This window comes from Pseudomonas sp. FG47, from assembly GCF_057809115.1.
Genome location: NZ_JBMDJI010000024.1, coordinates 57,941 through 73,042, shown reverse-complemented (window position 1 = coordinate 73,042; position 15,102 = coordinate 57,941). Strand labels below are relative to the sequence as shown.

Below are 15,102 nucleotides of genomic sequence, written 5' to 3'. Positions count from 1 at the left end.
CTTCGCAAGGCCTGCGTTCGGCCTCCTGAAGTCGCGAAGTTAGGGGTGGCGCCTGTACCGGCGCAGCTACCGCTAGCGGGTTACGAGGGGCATCTTCCCGATCAAGATCAAGATCAAGATCAAGATCAAGATCAAGATCAAGATCAAGATCGGATCATGGCTTCGTTTAGTTCTTTGCCTTCGAATGCCGCCAGCCCTGGTCAAAGAACGCAAACACCACCACCAACACCCCAGCCACCGCCAGGATCATCGCCACGCCATCGGTGGAATGAGTCGCGGAACCTGCCACCAGCGCCAGCCCGCCCAACGGCGCCAGGCCGCCAGCCACCGCGGTACCGACCTCTCGCCCAGTGCCGAACCCGGACGAGCGCGTCTGCGTGGGGAACTGCCGGCTGAGGAACGACCCCTGCGGGGCGAACATCATCGGCGCCAGGATCCCGGTGCCCACGGCGATGGCCAAGTAGATCATCATCGGCTCGCCAGTCGACAGCAGTTGCAGGAACGGGAAGGCGAACAGCGCCGACAGCACGCCACCGAGCATAAGCACGGTCTTGCTGCTCCACTTGTCGCATAGCCAGCCGAAGAACGGCACGGCGAAGATCGCCACCAGGCTGGCCAGGGTCACCGACAGCGAGGTGACATGCGCCTCGACGCCCTTGAACTGGGTCAGATAGGCCAGCGAGAAGGTCTTGAAGATGTAGCTCAGAGCGTTGTAGCCCACCGCCACGAAGAACACCACGGCCAGGCCCTTGAGGTCGTTCCTGAACAGCAGCTTCAGCGGCGACACCTGCGGTTTGTCATCGGCCTTGTCCAGTTCCTTGAAGTCCGGCGTCTCCGGGATGCTCTTGCGCACCCACAGGCCCACCGCCACCAGGGCGATACTGGCGATGAACGGGATGCGCCAGCCGCCGGCCAGCAGGAACTCGTTGCCGTTCATGGTCAGCAGGTACACCGTCAGCGACGACAGCAGCAGGCCCAGGTTCAGCCCCAGCGCCGGCCAGGCGCCCTGGCTGCCGCGCTTGCCTTCGCTGGCGTGCTCGTAGGAGGTCACTGCCGCGCCGGACAGCTCGGCCCCGGCGCCCAGGCCCTGGATGATGCGGATGATCACCAGCAGGATCGGTGCCCAGATGCCAATGGTGGCGTAGCCGGGGATCAGGCCGATCAGCATGGTGCACAGGCCCATCATGCAGAAGGTGATCACCAGCACGTGCTTGCGCCCGAAGCGGTCGCCCAGGTAGCCGAACAGCACGCCGCCGAACGGACGGGCGATGAAGCCGATGGCGAAGGTCGAGAACGCCAGCAACGAGGCTACCGCCGGGTTGCTCGGGTCGAAGAAAACCTTCGAGAAGACGATCGCCGCCATGGTGGCGTACAGGTAGAAGTCATACCACTCAAGCATCGAGCCGAAGATGGTCGCCGCTGCCACCTTGCGCAGGCGCTTGCGTTGCTGTTCGGGGGTTTCGCTCGCGGCCAGGGCCGTCTCGTGTACCGACATGGGAGTTTCCTTGTTGTCTTTGTAATTGTGGGTGCAGCGGATGGATCAGCGGGCCTTGAGGATCTTCTCGGCGATCATCTGGCCGATGGGGATGGCCGAGGTGGCGGCAGGTGATGGCGCATTGCACACATGCACCATGCGTGCGGTCTCGGCGAACAGGAAGTCGTGCACCAAGCTGCCGTCGCGCATCACCGCCTGGGCGCGGATGCCGGCTTCATAAGGCAGCAGGTCCGAGACCTCGAGGGATGGGCAGTACTTGCGGCACTGCTCCAGGTAGCCACGCTTGAACAGCGAGTTCTTCATCTCGGCGGTGCCGGAACCGAGGTTGTTCCAGATGGTTTTCCAGAAGCCGGGGAAGCGTGCGTACTCGGCGACGTCGCGCCAGTTCACCGAGAACTTGCGGTAGTTCTCCCGGCCAAAGCCGAGCACCGCGTTGGGGCCGACGGTGACGCTGCCGTCGATCATCCGCGTCAGGTGCACGCCAAGGAACGGCAGTTCCGGATCGGGGATCGGGTAGATGAGGTGGTTGACGATCTGGTTCTTGCTCGCCGGCAGGCGGTAGTACTCGCCGCGGAAGGGGATGATCTGGTGGTCGATCTTCACCCCGGCCAGGCGCGCCAGGCGGTCGGATTGCAGGCCGGCGCAGGCCACCAGCTGGTGGGCGCGCCAGGTGTTGCCGTCGGCGCTGACCGCGACATGATCGGCGTGTTCCTGGATGGCGCGCACGGCGGTGGACAGGCGCACTTCGCCCCCGGCCTGGCGAATCACCTTGGCCATGGCGTCGCATACCTGCTGGTAGTCGACGATGCCGGTGGCATCGAGGAACAACGCGCCCTTGCCGACGATGTTCGGCTCGCGCTCGCGCAGGGCGGCGGCGTCCAGGCGCTCGACCTTCAGGCCGTTCTGCTGCGAGCGCTGGTACAGCGCCTGCATGCGCTGCACCTCCAGGTCGTTGGAAGCCACCAGCAGCTTGCCGCAGACCTCGAAGGCGATGCCGTGCTCGGCGCAGAAGTCCTTGGTGGCCTGGGCGCCGCGCTTGCACAGGTCGGCCTTGAGGCTGCCGGGGGCGTAGTAGATACCGGCATGGATCACGCCGCTGTTGTGGCCGGTCTGGTGGCGGCCGAGGCTGGCTTCCTTTTCCAGGATCAGCAGCGAGGCGCCGGGGCGACGGGTGAGCAGGGCCATCGCGGTGGCGAGGCCGACGATGCCGCCGCCGATGATGCAGTAGTCGTAGGTCATGCAGGGTACCTTGGAATTCTTGTCGGTGAATCTGCTTATCAGGTTGTCAGACTAAGTAGTGCGCGTAAAAGCCTCGCCAGGTCGCGATAGGGTTCTCCTGGGTCAGTCGAGGTCGGGGAGGTCGAGTTTCAGGCGCTTGGCCGAAGCGCGCAGATGGGCTTCGGCGCAGGCGGCGGCCGCATGGCGGTCACCGTCGGCAATGGCCTGGTACAACGCCCGGTGCTCACGCAGGGCGTCAGCCGAACCGCCTACCGCCGGGGTGGCGGAGTTTTCCCAGGCGGTACGGCGCGCGGCGGCCAGCTGGCCGCCGAGGAAATCGTGGAAGGCGACGAAGTAGTCGTTCTTGCCCGCGTCGGCGATGGCGCGGTGAAAGGCCACGTCGGCGGCCGCGGCGGTGGCGAAGTCGCTGCGTGGGTCTTCCATGGTGCCCAGGGCCGCGGCCATGCGCTGCAGGTCGTCGGCGTCGCGGCGGCGGGCGGCGATGGCGGCGGCCTGGGTCTCGATCCACAGGCGCATCTCGAACATCTGCACCAGGTCCGGTTTGCGCCCATTGCTGCCGGGGAAGCGGAACACCGTGCCGTTGGGGGTCTGCGAGATGTACGAACCGAGCCCGCGGCGAGCGATCAGCACGCCGTCGGCCTTGAGCTGCGCCACGGCCTCGCGCACCACCGAGCGGCTGACATTGAGCTGTTCAGCCAGTTGCTGTTCAGTGGGCAGGCGTGATTCGGCGGCCAGGCGGCCGGCATCGATCTCGGCGCGGATGGCGCTGACGACGCGTTCAACGAGGGTGTCGGGGCGCTGGAGCTCTAGCATGGACGTGCGGGGGACTTATTGATCAGGTTGTCAGACAATGCCTGTCTCGATAGTGACCTGTCAATGTCGTGAAGCCTTGCACGCTCCTACAGGGTGCGATGTCTCGGCTCAGAGCGTGGCCACGAACGTCCCGGTACCGGCAAGGATGTTCTGCAAGGTTTCTTTCACCTCATCCATGTCGGTCCCGGCACTGGTCAGGATGATTTCCAGTTGCTCGTCGCCCTTGAGCGCATCACGATCCCCCGGCGCCACCTCGATCAGCAGCCGCTCGGCGCTCAGGGTCACCTTCAGCCCGTCCAGCGTCGACGGCTCGTCGTCCAGGGTCAGGTCGACGGTGTCTTCGTCCGGGTAGCGGGTCAGCAGAAACATCTGGCCCTTGTCGCTGTGGCAGCACAGGGTCGCCATGTTGTCTTCTTCGTCGTCGCAAGGGGTGGCGAAGAGCAGGGCGGTTTTCAGTTGCATGGCAGTCGACCAGGGTTCGGGATAATGCCGCGCATGCTACCGCGCCGTCTGGCGTGCGGCCAGCGGCGCGTCGATAGAGCGCCCTGATCGGCGCTTCACAACTATCGATTGGACGCCTGCGTGACCGGGCCCTAGGGTGGCATATACCGGCATGGGGCCGCGCATCAGGAGCGAAGGTGGCAGACAGGAAGACAAACCCCAGCCCGGCGGGCGACGCCCAGCCACATGGCGACGAATTCACCGAGAGCCTCAGGGAGCTGATGGGCTGGTACGGCAAGACCTACGTCGAGGTGATCGAGATCGCTGCCGCCGAACTGGCCCAGGGGCGTGCACCATTGCCCCAGGCCCAGCCCAGCAAACGCATTCACTGAACACCACGCCGGCCGCGCCGTGGAAGGGGTCATCTTGGAAGTCCATCAGCAGCAGCTGGTCCGTCACCTGCGTCACCGTTTCGCCGCCTTGCTGGCAGTCTCCTGCTGCGCCTGGCTGGGCATGGCCGCGATGCTGGTGTTCGTCTGGTGGCACCGGGCGCAGTTGGGTATCGCCTCGTACCTGGGGTTTGCCGCTGGGGTGGTGCTGAGCCTGGCGCTATTGCTGTGCCTGGTGGTCATCGCGGTACGTCTGCGGGGCATCATGCAGGTGCGTTCCAGGCTGCTGTCGCGCCTGGAGCATGCCTCGGGGCACGACGAGCTGACCGGGCTGCTCAACCGTCGCGGCTTCGACGCCGCCCTGGCTCAACTGTTGGCCGGGCGGCATGCGTTCACCCTGCTGTACCTCGACCTGGATGGCTTCAAGCAGGTCAACGACGGCCATGGTCATGAGCTTGGCGACCAGGTGCTAAGGGCCGTGGCCCAGGGCTGGGAGCGCACGCTGCGGGCTGGTGATGTGCTGGCGCGCCTGGGCGGCGATGAGTTCGTGCTGATCACCCAGGCCAGCGGCACGCAGGTCGACGCCTTGTGCGAGCGGCTGATCGCGGTGGCCGGGCTGGCCCTGGCCGAGGAACTGCCGGTGTTACGCATCGGCGTCAGCATCGGCATCGCCGCCTGCCCAGGGCAGGGCTGCGAAGCCAGGCGCCTGCTGGCCAGTGCCGATCGGGCTATGCTCAGCGCCAAGGCCCAGGGCAAGTCGCGTTATCAGCGGGCGCTGTGCGAATCGTCCTGTTCTCGCGGATAGGGGGTGCACGTTCTGTCCGAATATGTCGCAGGGCTGCAAGCCGTGGTGACCGCTCAGTCGTTAAGCTGCCCAGTCGATGGACACCCGTAAAGCCACCGCCATCCGGCTGTCGGCTTTGCAGATGCCCATCCCTGGAACAGATGGACGTGTCGCCACGTCCAACGCCTGGTTTACCGTCCGGCTGCTACGGGTTGGCTATCGTTGATCCGTACACGGCGGACATACGCGACGCTTCACCTATAACAAAGCCCAAGCGGAGTACCACAGATGGCGTTCTTCACCGCAGCCAGCAAAGCCGACTTCCAGCATCAACTGCAAGCGGCCCTGGCGCAGCACATCAGCGAGCAGTCCCTGCCACAAGTGGCACTGTTCGCCGAGCAGTTCTTCGGCATCATCTCTCTGGACGAACTTACTCAGCGCAGGCTGTCGGACCTGGCCGGCTGCACGCTGTCCGCCTGGCGCATCATCGAGCGCTTCGACCCCCAGCACCCGCAAGTGCGGGTCTACAACCCCGATTACGAACGCCACGGCTGGCAGTCGACCCACACCGTGGTCGAGGTGCTGCACCACGACCTGCCGTTTCTGGTCGACTCGGTGCGCACCGAGCTCAACCGCCGCGGCTACAGCATCCATACCCTGCAGACCACCGTGCTCAGCGTGCGCCGCGGGGCCAAGGGCGAGCTGGTCGAACTGCTGCCCAAGGGCACCCAGGGCGAGGGCATTCGCCATGAATCGCTGATGTACCTGGAGATCGACCGCTGCTCCAACGCCGCCGAGCTGAGCACCCTGGCCAAGGAGCTGGAACAGGTGCTGGCCGAAGTGCGCGGCGTGGTCGCCGACTTCGAGCCGATGAAGGCCAAGATCCACGAACTGCTGGAACTGGTCGAGGACAACGCCTTCGGCCCGGCGCAAAACGACAAGGCCGAGGTGAAGAGCTTCCTGGCGTGGCTGCTGGACAATCATTTCACCTTCCTCGGCTACGAGGAGTTCACCGTCGAGTCCGACACCGCCGGTGGCCACCTGGTCTACGACGAAAGCTCGTTCCTAGGTCTGGCCCGCTTGCTGCGTGCGGGCCTGGGCGCCGACGACCTGCGCATCGAGGACTACGCCGTCGCCTACCTGCGCGAGCCGCGCCTGCTGTCGTTCGCCAAGGCCTCGCAGCCGAGCCGCGTGCACCGCCCGGCCTACCCGGACTACGTGTCGATCCGCCAGATCGACCAGGACGGCAAGGTGGTCAAGGAGTGCCGCTTCATGGGCCTGTACACCTCGTCGGTGTATGGCGAAAGCGTGCACACCATCCCCTACATCCGCGGCAAGGTCGCCGAGGTCGAGCGCCGCTCGCACTTCGACGCCAAGGCTCACCTGGGCAAGGAACTGGCCCAGGTGCTCGAGGTGCTGCCGCGCGACGACCTGTTCCAGACCCCGGTCGACGAGCTGTTCAACACCGCCATGTCGATCGTGCAGATCCAGGAACGCAACAAGATCCGCGTGTTCCTGCGCAAGGACCCGTACGGCCGCTTCTGCTATTGCCTGGCTTATGTGCCGCGCGAGATCTACTCCACCGAAGTGCGGCAGAAGATCCAGCAGGTACTGATGGAGCGGCTCAAGGCCACCGACTGCGAGTTCTGGACTTTCTTCTCCGAGTCGGTGCTTGCTCGTGTGCAACTGATTCTGCGGGTCGACCCGAAAAACCGCATCGACATCGACCCGCAGCAGCTGGAAAACGAAGTGATCCAGGCCTGCCGCTCGTGGCAGGACGACTTCTCGGCGCTGGTGGTGGAAAACTTCGGCGAAGCCCAGGGCACCAACATTCTCGCCGACTTCCCCAAGGGCTTCCCGGCCGGTTATCGCGAGCGTTTCGCCGCCCATTCGGCGGTGGTCGACATGCAACATGTGCTGGGGCTGTCCGAGGCCAAGCCGCTGGCCATGAGCTTCTACCAGCCGCTGACCCAGCTCGGCGAGCGCCAGTTGCACTGCAAGCTGTACCACGCCGACACGCCGCTGGCGCTGTCGGATGTGCTGCCGATCCTGGAAAACCTTGGTCTGCGCGTGCTCGGCGAGTTCCCGTATCGGTTGCGCCACGCCAGTGGCCGCGAGTTCTGGATCCACGACTTTGCCTTCACCTACAGCGAAGGCCTCAACCTGGATATCCAGCAGCTCAACGACACCTTCCAGGACGCCTTCGTCCATATCGTCAAGGGCGACGCCGAGAACGACGCCTTCAACCGCCTGGTGCTGACCGCCGGCCTGCCGTGGCGCGACGTGGCGCTGCTGCGTGCCTATGCCCGCTACCTCAAGCAGATTCGCCTGGGCTTCGACCTGGGCTACATCGCCAGCACCCTGAACAACCACACCGACATCGCCCGCGAGCTGACCCGGTTGTTCAAGACCCGCTTCTACTTGGCGCGCAAGCTCACCCAGGACGACCTCGACGACAAGCAGCAGCGCCTGGAACAGGCGATCCTGACTGCCCTGGACGACGTCCAGGTGCTCAACGAGGACCGCATCCTGCGCCGCTACCTGGACCTGATCAAGGCCACCTTGCGCACCAACTTCTACCAGCCGGATGCGAACGGTCAGAACAAGTCGTACTTCAGCTTCAAGTTCAACCCCAAGCTGATCCCCGAGCTGCCCAAACCGGTGCCGAAGTTCGAGATCTTCGTCTATTCGCCACGGGTCGAGGGCGTGCACCTGCGCTTTGGCAATGTCGCCCGTGGCGGCCTGCGCTGGTCGGACCGCGAAGAAGATTTCCGCACCGAAGTGCTCGGCCTGGTCAAGGCCCAGCAGGTGAAGAACTCGGTGATCGTGCCGGTCGGCGCCAAGGGCGGTTTCCTGCCGCGCCGCCTGCCACTGGGCGGCAGCCGCGACGAGATCGCCGCCGAAGGCGTGGCGTGCTACCGCATCTTCATCAGCGGCCTGCTCGACATCACCGACAACCTCAAGGACGGCGGTGTGGTGCCGCCGGCCAACGTGGTGCGTCACGATGACGACGACCCCTACCTGGTGGTCGCGGCGGACAAGGGCACCGCGACCTTCTCCGACATCGCCAACGGCATCGCCATCGACTACGGCTTCTGGCTGGGCGATGCGTTCGCCTCCGGCGGCTCGGCCGGCTACGACCACAAGAAGATGGGCATCACCGCCCGTGGCGCCTGGGTCGGCGTGCAGCGTCACTTCCGCGAGCGCGGCATCAACGTGCAGGAAGACCCGATCACCGTGGTCGGCGTCGGCGACATGGCCGGCGACGTGTTTGGCAACGGTCTGCTGATGTCCGACAAGCTGCAACTGGTGGCCGCGTTCAACCACCTGCACATCTTCGTCGACCCGAACCCGGACCCAGCCACCAGCTTCGTCGAGCGCAAGCGCCTGTTCGACCTGCCGCGTTCGGCCTGGAGCGACTACGACACCAGCATCATGTCCGAAGGCGGCGGGATCTTCCCGCGCAGCGCCAAGAGCATCGCCATCAGCCCGCAGATGAAAGAGCGCTTCGCCATCGAGGCCGACCGCCTGACCCCGACCGAGCTGCTGCATGCCCTGCTGCAAGCGCCGGTGGACCTGCTGTGGAACGGCGGTATCGGCACCTACGTCAAGGCCAGCAGCGAAAGCCATGCCGATGTCGGCGACAAGGCCAACGACGCCCTGCGCGTCAACGGCAACGAACTGCGCTGCAAGGTGGTGGGCGAGGGCGGCAACCTGGGCATGACCCAGCTCGGCCGCGTCGAGTTCGGCCTGCATGGCGGTGCCACCAACACCGACTTCATCGACAATGCCGGTGGCGTGGACTGTTCCGACCATGAGGTCAACATCAAGATCCTGCTCAACGAAGTGGTGCAGGGTGGCGACATGACCGAGAAGCAGCGCAACCAGCTGCTGGGCAGCATGACCGACGAAGTCGCAGGGCTGGTGCTGGGCAACAACTACAAGCAGACCCAGGCGCTGTCGCTGGCGGCCCGCCGCGCCCGCGAGCGGATCGCCGAGTACAAGCGCCTGATGGCCGACCTCGAGGCCCGCGGCAAGCTCGACCGCGCCATCGAGTTCCTGCCCACCGAGGAGCAGTTGGCCGAGCGCCTGGCCGCAGGCCAGGGCCTGACCCGCGCCGAGCTGTCGGTGTTGATCTCTTACAGCAAGATCGACCTCAAGGAGCAACTGCTCAAGTCGCTGGTGCCGGACGACGACTACCTGACCCGCGACATGGAGACCGCGTTCCCGCCGTCGCTGGTCAGCAAGTTCGCCGATTCCATGCGCCGCCACCGCCTCAAGCGCGAGATCGTCAGCACCCAGATCGCCAACGACCTGGTCAATAACATGGGCATCACCTTCGTCCAGCGCCTGAAGGAGTCGACCGGCATGAGCCCGGCCAACGTGGCGGGTGCCTACGTGATCGTGCGCGACATCTTCCACCTGCCGCACTGGTTCCGCCAGATCGAGGCCCTGGATTACCAGGTTCCGGCCGAGATCCAGCTGACCCTGATGGACGAGCTGATGCGCCTGGGCCGCCGTGCTACCCGCTGGTTCCTGCGCAGCCGCCGAAACGAGCAGGACGCTGGTCGCGATGTCGCCCACTTCGGGCCAAAAATCGCCCAGTTGGGGCTGAAACTGGACGAATTGCTCGAAGGCCCGACCCGCGAACGCTGGATGGACCGCTACCAGGGCTTCGTCGAGGCCGGTGTGCCGGAGCTGCTGGCGCGCATGGTCGCCGGTACCACCCACCTGTACACCCTGTTGCCGATCATCGAGGCCTCGGACGTCACCGGCCACGACCCGGCGCAGGTGGCCAAGGCGTTCTTCGCCGTGGGCAGCTCGCTGGACCTGACCTGGTACCTGCAGGAAATCAGCAACCTGCCGGTGGAGAACAACTGGCAGGCCCTGGCTCGCGAGGCGTTCCGCGACGATATCGACCTGCAGCAGCGGGCGATCACCATCTCGGTGTTGCAGATGGCCGATGCGCCGCAAGACATGGATGCACGGGTGGCGCTGTGGTGCGAACAGCACCGGGTGATGGTCGAGCGCTGGCGCGCCATGCTCGACGACCTGCGCAATGCCACCGGCACCGACTATGCAATGTACGCGGTGGCCAACCGCGAGCTGGTCGACCTGGCGATGAGCGGGCAGGCGACGGTGGTGCCGTCCTGATCTTCGCGCTGAAATGAAAAAGCCCCGGCAGTAATGCCGGGGCTTTTCATTTGGCGCTTGCGCAGTCTCTGTAGGAGCGGCCTTGTGTCGCGAAAGGGGTGCGAAGCGCCCCCATCATTTGCGCATCACAGGGATGTTGCCGGGGCCGCTTCGCGACCCTTTCGCGACACAAGGCCGCTCCTACAGGTACCCACAGGCCAGGCTTACTTGAACCTGCGTTCCACGCCTTTCTCCACCAGGATCTTCGCCGAGATCTCCTCAACCGAAAAATGCGTGGAGTTGATGTTGGGAATATTCTCCCGACGGAACAGGTTCTCCACCTCGCGCACCTCGAATTCACACTGGGCGAAGCTCGAATAGCGGCTGTTGGGCTTGCGCTCGTGGCGAATGGCGGTCAAGCGGTCGGGGTCGATGGTCAGGCCGAACAGCTTGCTGTGGTGCTTCTTCAGTACCGCCGGCAATTGCAGGCGTTCCATGTCGTCCTCGGTCAGCGGGTAGTTGGCCGCGCGGATGCCGAACTGCATGGCCATGTACAGGCAGGTCGGGGTCTTGCCGCAGCGCGACACGCCCACCAGGATCAGGTCGGCCTTGTCGTAGTAGTGGGTGCGCGCGCCATCGTCGTTGTCGAGGGCGAAGTTGACCGCCTCGATGCGCTCCATGTAGTTGGAGTTGCCGCCGATGGAGTGGGATTTGCCCACGGAATACGACGAATGGGCGGTCAATTCCTGCTCGAGCGGGGATAAAAACGTGGAAAAGATGTCGATCATGAAGCCATTGGACGTGGCCATGACCTCACGGATGTCCTGGTTGACGATGGTGTCGAAAATGATCGGGCGTACCCCGTCGCGCTCGGCCGCGGCGTTGATCTGCTGGACCATGGCCCGGGCCTTGTCCAGCGTGTCGATGTAGGGGCGCGTGAATTTATTGAACGGAATGCTCTCGAATTGTGCGAGCAGGCTCTGGCCCAGCGTTTCTGCAGTGATGCCGGTACCGTCGGAGATGAAGAACGCGGTTCGTTTCATTTGCACCTGGGGCCTTAAGCTGCCGAAGATTTCTGGATATGATAGGTTCGGTTTGCCGAACGTGGTTGCTCGGCATTCTCACTTATTTTCCAGGTCCAGGCCACAAGCGTCCGGCCCAGTCATTCCGGCAGGCGGGCGCCCTTGAGCTTTTCCAATACAGTTAGTGGAGAGATCACCTTGGTAGAGTACGTAGTTTCCCTCGATAAGCTCGGCGTCCATGATGTGGAGCATGTGGGGGGCAAGAACGCATCCCTGGGCGAGATGATCAGTAATCTTGCCGGTGCCGGTGTCTCGGTGCCGGGCGGCTTTGCCACTACGGCTCAGGCGTACCGCGATTTTCTCGAGCAAAGTGGCCTCAACGACCGCATCCATGCGGCGCTCGACGCGCTGGATGTCGACGATGTCAACGCCCTGGCCAAGACCGGCGCGCAGATCCGCCAGTGGGTGATGGAAGCCGATTTCCCGGCGCGTCTCGATTCGGAAATCCGAACCGCCTTCGCCGAAATGTCCCAGGGCAATGACAACATGGCCGTGGCCGTGCGCTCCTCGGCCACCGCCGAAGACCTGCCGGATGCTTCCTTCGCAGGCCAGCAGGAGACCTTCCTCAACATCCGCGGCGTCGATAACGTCATCCGCGCGGCCAAGGAAGTGTTCGCCTCGCTGTTCAACGACCGGGCCATTTCCTACCGCGTGCACCAGGGCTTCGACCACAAACTGGTCGCCCTGTCCGCTGGCGTGCAGCGCATGGTCCGTTCCGAGACCGGTACCGCGGGCGTGATGTTCACCCTGGACACCGAGTCGGGCTTTCGCGACGTGGTGTTCATCACCGGTGCCTATGGCCTGGGTGAAACCGTGGTGCAGGGCGCGGTCAACCCGGACGAATTCTACGTGCACAAGAACACCTTGCAGGCCGGTCGCCCGGCGATCCTGCGCCGCAACCTGGGCAGCAAGGCGATCAAGATGGTCTATGGCGAAGAAGCCAAGGCCGGTCGTTCGGTCAAGACCGTCGAGGTCGACCGTGCCGAGCGTGCGCGCTTCTGCCTGAGCGACGACGAAGTCAATGAACTGGCCAAGCAGGCCATGATCATCGAACAGCACTACCAGCGCCCGATGGACATCGAGTGGGCCAAGGACGGTGACGACGGCAAGCTGTACATCGTCCAGGCCCGTCCCGAGACCGTGAAGAGCCGTGCCAGCGCCAATGTCATGGAGCGCTACCTGCTCAAGGAGAAGGGCACCGTGCTGGTCGAAGGCCGCGCGATCGGCCAGCGCATCGGCGCCGGCAAGGTCCGCGTGATCAACGACGTGTCCGAGATGGATAAGGTCCAGCCAGGCGATGTGCTGGTCTCGGACATGACCGATCCGGACTGGGAGCCGGTGATGAAGCGCGCCAGCGCCATCGTCACCAACCGTGGCGGGCGTACCTGCCACGCGGCGATCATCGCCCGTGAGCTGGGCATCCCGGCGGTGGTCGGCTGCGGCAACGCCACCCAGGTCCTGAAGGACGGCCAGGGCGTCACCGTTTCCTGCGCCGAAGGCGACACCGGCTTCATCTTCGAAGGCGAACTGGGCTTCGATATCAAGCAGAACTCGGTCGACGCCATGCCGGAGTTGCCGTTCAAGATCATGATGAACGTCGGCAACCCGGACCGTGCCTTCGACTTCGCCCAGTTGCCCAACGCCGGTGTCGGCCTGGCGCGCCTGGAGTTCATCATCAACCGCATGATCGGCGTGCACCCAAAGGCGCTGTTGAACTACGCCGGGCTGCCGCCGGAGCTCAAAGACAGCGTCGACAAGCGCATTGCCGGCTACAACGACCCGGTCGGTTTCTATGTCGAGAAACTGGTCGAGGGCATCAGCACGCTGGCCGCGGCCTTCTATCCGAAAAAGGTCATCGTGCGCCTGTCGGACTTCAAGTCCAACGAGTACGCCAACCTGATCGGCGGCAAGCTCTACGAGCCGGAAGAAGAAAACCCGATGCTGGGCTTCCGTGGCGCCTCGCGCTACATCAGCGAGTCGTTCCGTGACTGCTTCGAGCTCGAGTGCCGTGCGCTGAAACGCGTGCGCAACGAGATGGGACTGACCAACGTCGAGATCATGGTGCCGTTCGTGCGCACCCTGGGCGAGGCCAGCCAGGTCGTCGACCTGCTCGCCGAGAACGGTCTGGCCCGTGGCGACAACGGCCTGCGCGTGATCATGATGTGCGAGCTGCCGTCCAACGCCATCCTGGCCGAAGAGTTCCTCGAGTACTTCGACGGCTTCTCCATCGGCTCCAACGACCTGACCCAGCTCACCCTGGGCCTGGACCGTGACTCCGGCATCATCGCCCACCTGTTCGACGAGCGAAATCCTGCGGTGAAGAAGCTGCTGGCCAACGCCATCGCCGCGTGCAACAAGGCCGGCAAGTACATCGGCATCTGCGGCCAGGGCCCGTCGGACCACCCCGACCTGGCCAAGTGGCTGATGGAGCAGGGCATCGAAAGCGTGTCGCTGAACCCGGACTCGGTGCTCGAGACCTGGTTCTTCCTGGCCGAAGGCCAGGGCGCGGCCTGATGTACTGATCAGGGGCGCCTGCCGCGCCCCTGTATCGAATCGTGGGAGCGGGCTTGCCCCGCGATGGCGTCAGCGTTGACACTAGTGTCACCTGGCCTGATGCCATCGCGGGTCAAGCCCGCTCCCACGTTGTTATCTCCTACAAGTTCGTGACCCCATGCAAAGCAGCAGCACCCAATTTCCCGTCGCGTTGCTCAGTGCCGAGCGCCGCGGCGACCTCAGCGAAGACGTCTACCGGATCAAGGCCGGCAACAGCCCAGACCCGAGCGTCGAGTTGGCCGTCACCCGCCTGGGGCTGGCCGACCAGGGCCGCGCCCAGGGCGTGCCGGTCGTTCTTGTGCATGGCAGTTTTTCCAACCGGCGCTTCTGGTATTCGCCCAAGGGCATCGGCCTGGGCGCCTACCTGGCCCGCGCCGGGTTCGATGTATGGATCCCCGAGATGCGTGGCCATGGCCTGTCGCCGCGCAACCGCGAGTGGCGGCACAATCGTGTCGCCGACTATGCGCGCTACGACCTGCCGGTGATTGCCGCATTTGTCCAGGAACAGGCCGGGCGGGCGCCGCACTGGGTCGGTCACTCCCTTGGTGGCACCACCCTGGCGGCGGCCCTGGGCAGCGGCTACCTGGCGCCCGAGCAGGTGGCCAGCGCCGCCTTCTTCGGCACCCAGGTCAGCCGGGTGTACTGGCCATTGAAGGTACCGCCGGTGGAGTGGGGCGCACGTCTGCTGCTCAAGCGTTTCGCGCAGATTTCCGGTTCGCGGCTCAAGCGCGGCCCCGAGGACGAGCCGATTGGCCTGGCCTTGGAAAGCCTGCGCTGGAATGGCTTGTTCGGTCGCTTCGGCGACCAGGAGCGCGACTGGTGGGCGGGGCTTGCCGACGTGACGTTGCCGGTGCTGGCGGTGGCTGGCGCCGGGGACTTTCAGGACCCGGTGTGGGCCTGCCGCAAACTGTTCGACCAGTTGGGCGGCGACAGCAAGCAGTTCCTGCGCCTGGGGCGCGACGAGGGCTTCGAGGCTTTCGGTCATGTCGACATGCTGGTCAGCAAGGCTGCCCAGGCCCAGGTCTGGCCATTGGTGGAGCGCTGGTTGCGTGATCCGTTGTTGCCGGTGCATGCCTCGACCGTGGCGATGGAGCCGGTGCCTGTGAATTAAGGGGCGTCCTATCGGGGGGGGGGCGATAAAAATGCCATGACCCACCGGTCTCGGATGACTGC

The 15,102-nt window shown here is 64.7% G+C and carries 10 protein-coding genes; 5 read left to right on the top strand and 5 right to left on the bottom strand.

Annotated elements, in window-relative coordinates:
• Positions 1 to 166: 166 nt before the first annotated feature.
• The 4 genes from ACODS5_RS17700 to ACODS5_RS17685 form a co-directional block, all read right to left on the bottom strand.
• Positions 167 to 1,495 carry an MFS transporter gene (locus ACODS5_RS17700; RefSeq protein ID WP_134693835.1) on the bottom strand — a complete coding sequence of 443 codons (1,329 nt, stop codon included), beginning with the start codon at positions 1,493 to 1,495 and terminating at the stop codon, positions 167 to 169.
• Positions 1,496 to 1,540: 45 nt separating this feature from the next.
• The gene (gene lhgO / locus ACODS5_RS17695) at positions 1,541 to 2,734 is read right to left on the bottom strand and encodes an L-2-hydroxyglutarate oxidase (RefSeq protein ID WP_134693836.1); all 1,194 of its coding nucleotides are present in this window, start codon (positions 2,732 to 2,734) and stop codon (positions 1,541 to 1,543) included.
• Positions 2,735 to 2,836: 102 nt separating this feature from the next.
• Positions 2,837 to 3,547 carry a FadR/GntR family transcriptional regulator gene (locus tag ACODS5_RS17690; protein ID WP_046854743.1) on the bottom strand — a complete coding sequence of 237 codons (711 nt, stop codon included), beginning with the start codon at positions 3,545 to 3,547 and terminating at the stop codon, positions 2,837 to 2,839.
• A gap of 108 nt (positions 3,548 to 3,655) precedes the next feature.
• Positions 3,656 to 4,009 (bottom strand): hypothetical protein, encoded by a 354-nt coding sequence (locus tag ACODS5_RS17685; protein ID WP_489109271.1) that lies wholly within the window; start codon positions 4,007 to 4,009, stop codon positions 3,656 to 3,658.
• A gap of 176 nt (positions 4,010 to 4,185) precedes the next feature.
• Here ACODS5_RS17685 and ACODS5_RS17680 point away from each other — a divergent pair, with 176 nt between their 5' ends.
• The 3 genes from ACODS5_RS17680 to ACODS5_RS17670 all read left to right on the top strand — a co-directional run bounded on the left by ACODS5_RS17680 (position 4,186) and on the right by ACODS5_RS17670 (position 10,315).
• Complete coding sequence (locus tag ACODS5_RS17680) at positions 4,186 to 4,380, top strand: hypothetical protein (protein WP_489109270.1); 195 nt, start codon at positions 4,186 to 4,188, stop codon at positions 4,378 to 4,380.
• 34 nt (positions 4,381 to 4,414) lie between these two features.
• Positions 4,415 to 5,182 carry a GGDEF domain-containing protein gene (locus tag ACODS5_RS17675; protein WP_489109269.1) on the top strand — a complete coding sequence of 256 codons (768 nt, stop codon included), beginning with the start codon at positions 4,415 to 4,417 and terminating at the stop codon, positions 5,180 to 5,182.
• Between the two features lie 267 nt (positions 5,183 to 5,449).
• Positions 5,450 to 10,315: an NAD-glutamate dehydrogenase gene (locus tag ACODS5_RS17670; RefSeq protein ID WP_134693840.1), complete on the top strand. Its 4,866-nt coding sequence runs from the start codon at positions 5,450 to 5,452 to the stop codon at positions 10,313 to 10,315.
• 203 nt (positions 10,316 to 10,518) lie between these two features.
• Here the strand turns inward: ACODS5_RS17670 and ppsR are convergent, their stop codons facing one another.
• A complete protein-coding gene (ppsR, locus tag ACODS5_RS17665) occupies positions 10,519 to 11,337 on the bottom strand; it encodes a posphoenolpyruvate synthetase regulatory kinase/phosphorylase PpsR (RefSeq protein ID WP_028692934.1) in 819 nt (272 codons plus the stop codon).
• Positions 11,338 to 11,514: 177 nt separating this feature from the next.
• Between ppsR and ppsA the strand changes: the two genes are divergently transcribed.
• Both ppsA and ACODS5_RS17655 read left to right on the top strand, forming a co-directional pair.
• Positions 11,515 to 13,890: a phosphoenolpyruvate synthase gene (gene ppsA / locus ACODS5_RS17660; protein WP_489109268.1), complete on the top strand. Its 2,376-nt coding sequence runs from the start codon at positions 11,515 to 11,517 to the stop codon at positions 13,888 to 13,890.
• Between the two features lie 157 nt (positions 13,891 to 14,047).
• Complete coding sequence (locus ACODS5_RS17655; RefSeq protein ID WP_489109267.1) at positions 14,048 to 15,040, top strand: alpha/beta fold hydrolase; 993 nt, start codon at positions 14,048 to 14,050, stop codon at positions 15,038 to 15,040.
• Positions 15,041 to 15,102 lie beyond the last annotated feature (62 nt).

Excerpts from the sequence above, each read along its gene's own strand:
- lhgO (WP_134693836.1), bottom strand. The coding sequence starts at position 2,734 with ATGACCTACGACTACTGCATCATCGGCGGCGGCATCGTCGGCCTCGCC.
- ACODS5_RS17655 (WP_489109267.1), top strand. The coding sequence starts at position 14,048 with ATGCAAAGCAGCAGCACCCAATTTCCCGTCGCGTTGCTCAGTGCCGAG.
- ppsR (WP_028692934.1), bottom strand. The coding sequence starts at position 11,337 with ATGAAACGAACCGCGTTCTTCATCTCCGACGGTACCGGCATCACTGCA.
- ACODS5_RS17700 (WP_134693835.1), bottom strand. The coding sequence starts at position 1,495 with ATGTCGGTACACGAGACGGCCCTGGCCGCGAGCGAAACCCCCGAACAG.
- ACODS5_RS17690 (WP_046854743.1), bottom strand. The coding sequence starts at position 3,547 with ATGCTAGAGCTCCAGCGCCCCGACACCCTCGTTGAACGCGTCGTCAGC.
- ACODS5_RS17670 (WP_134693840.1), top strand. The coding sequence starts at position 5,450 with ATGGCGTTCTTCACCGCAGCCAGCAAAGCCGACTTCCAGCATCAACTG.
- ACODS5_RS17685 (WP_489109271.1), bottom strand. The coding sequence starts at position 4,009 with ATGCAACTGAAAACCGCCCTGCTCTTCGCCACCCCTTGCGACGACGAA.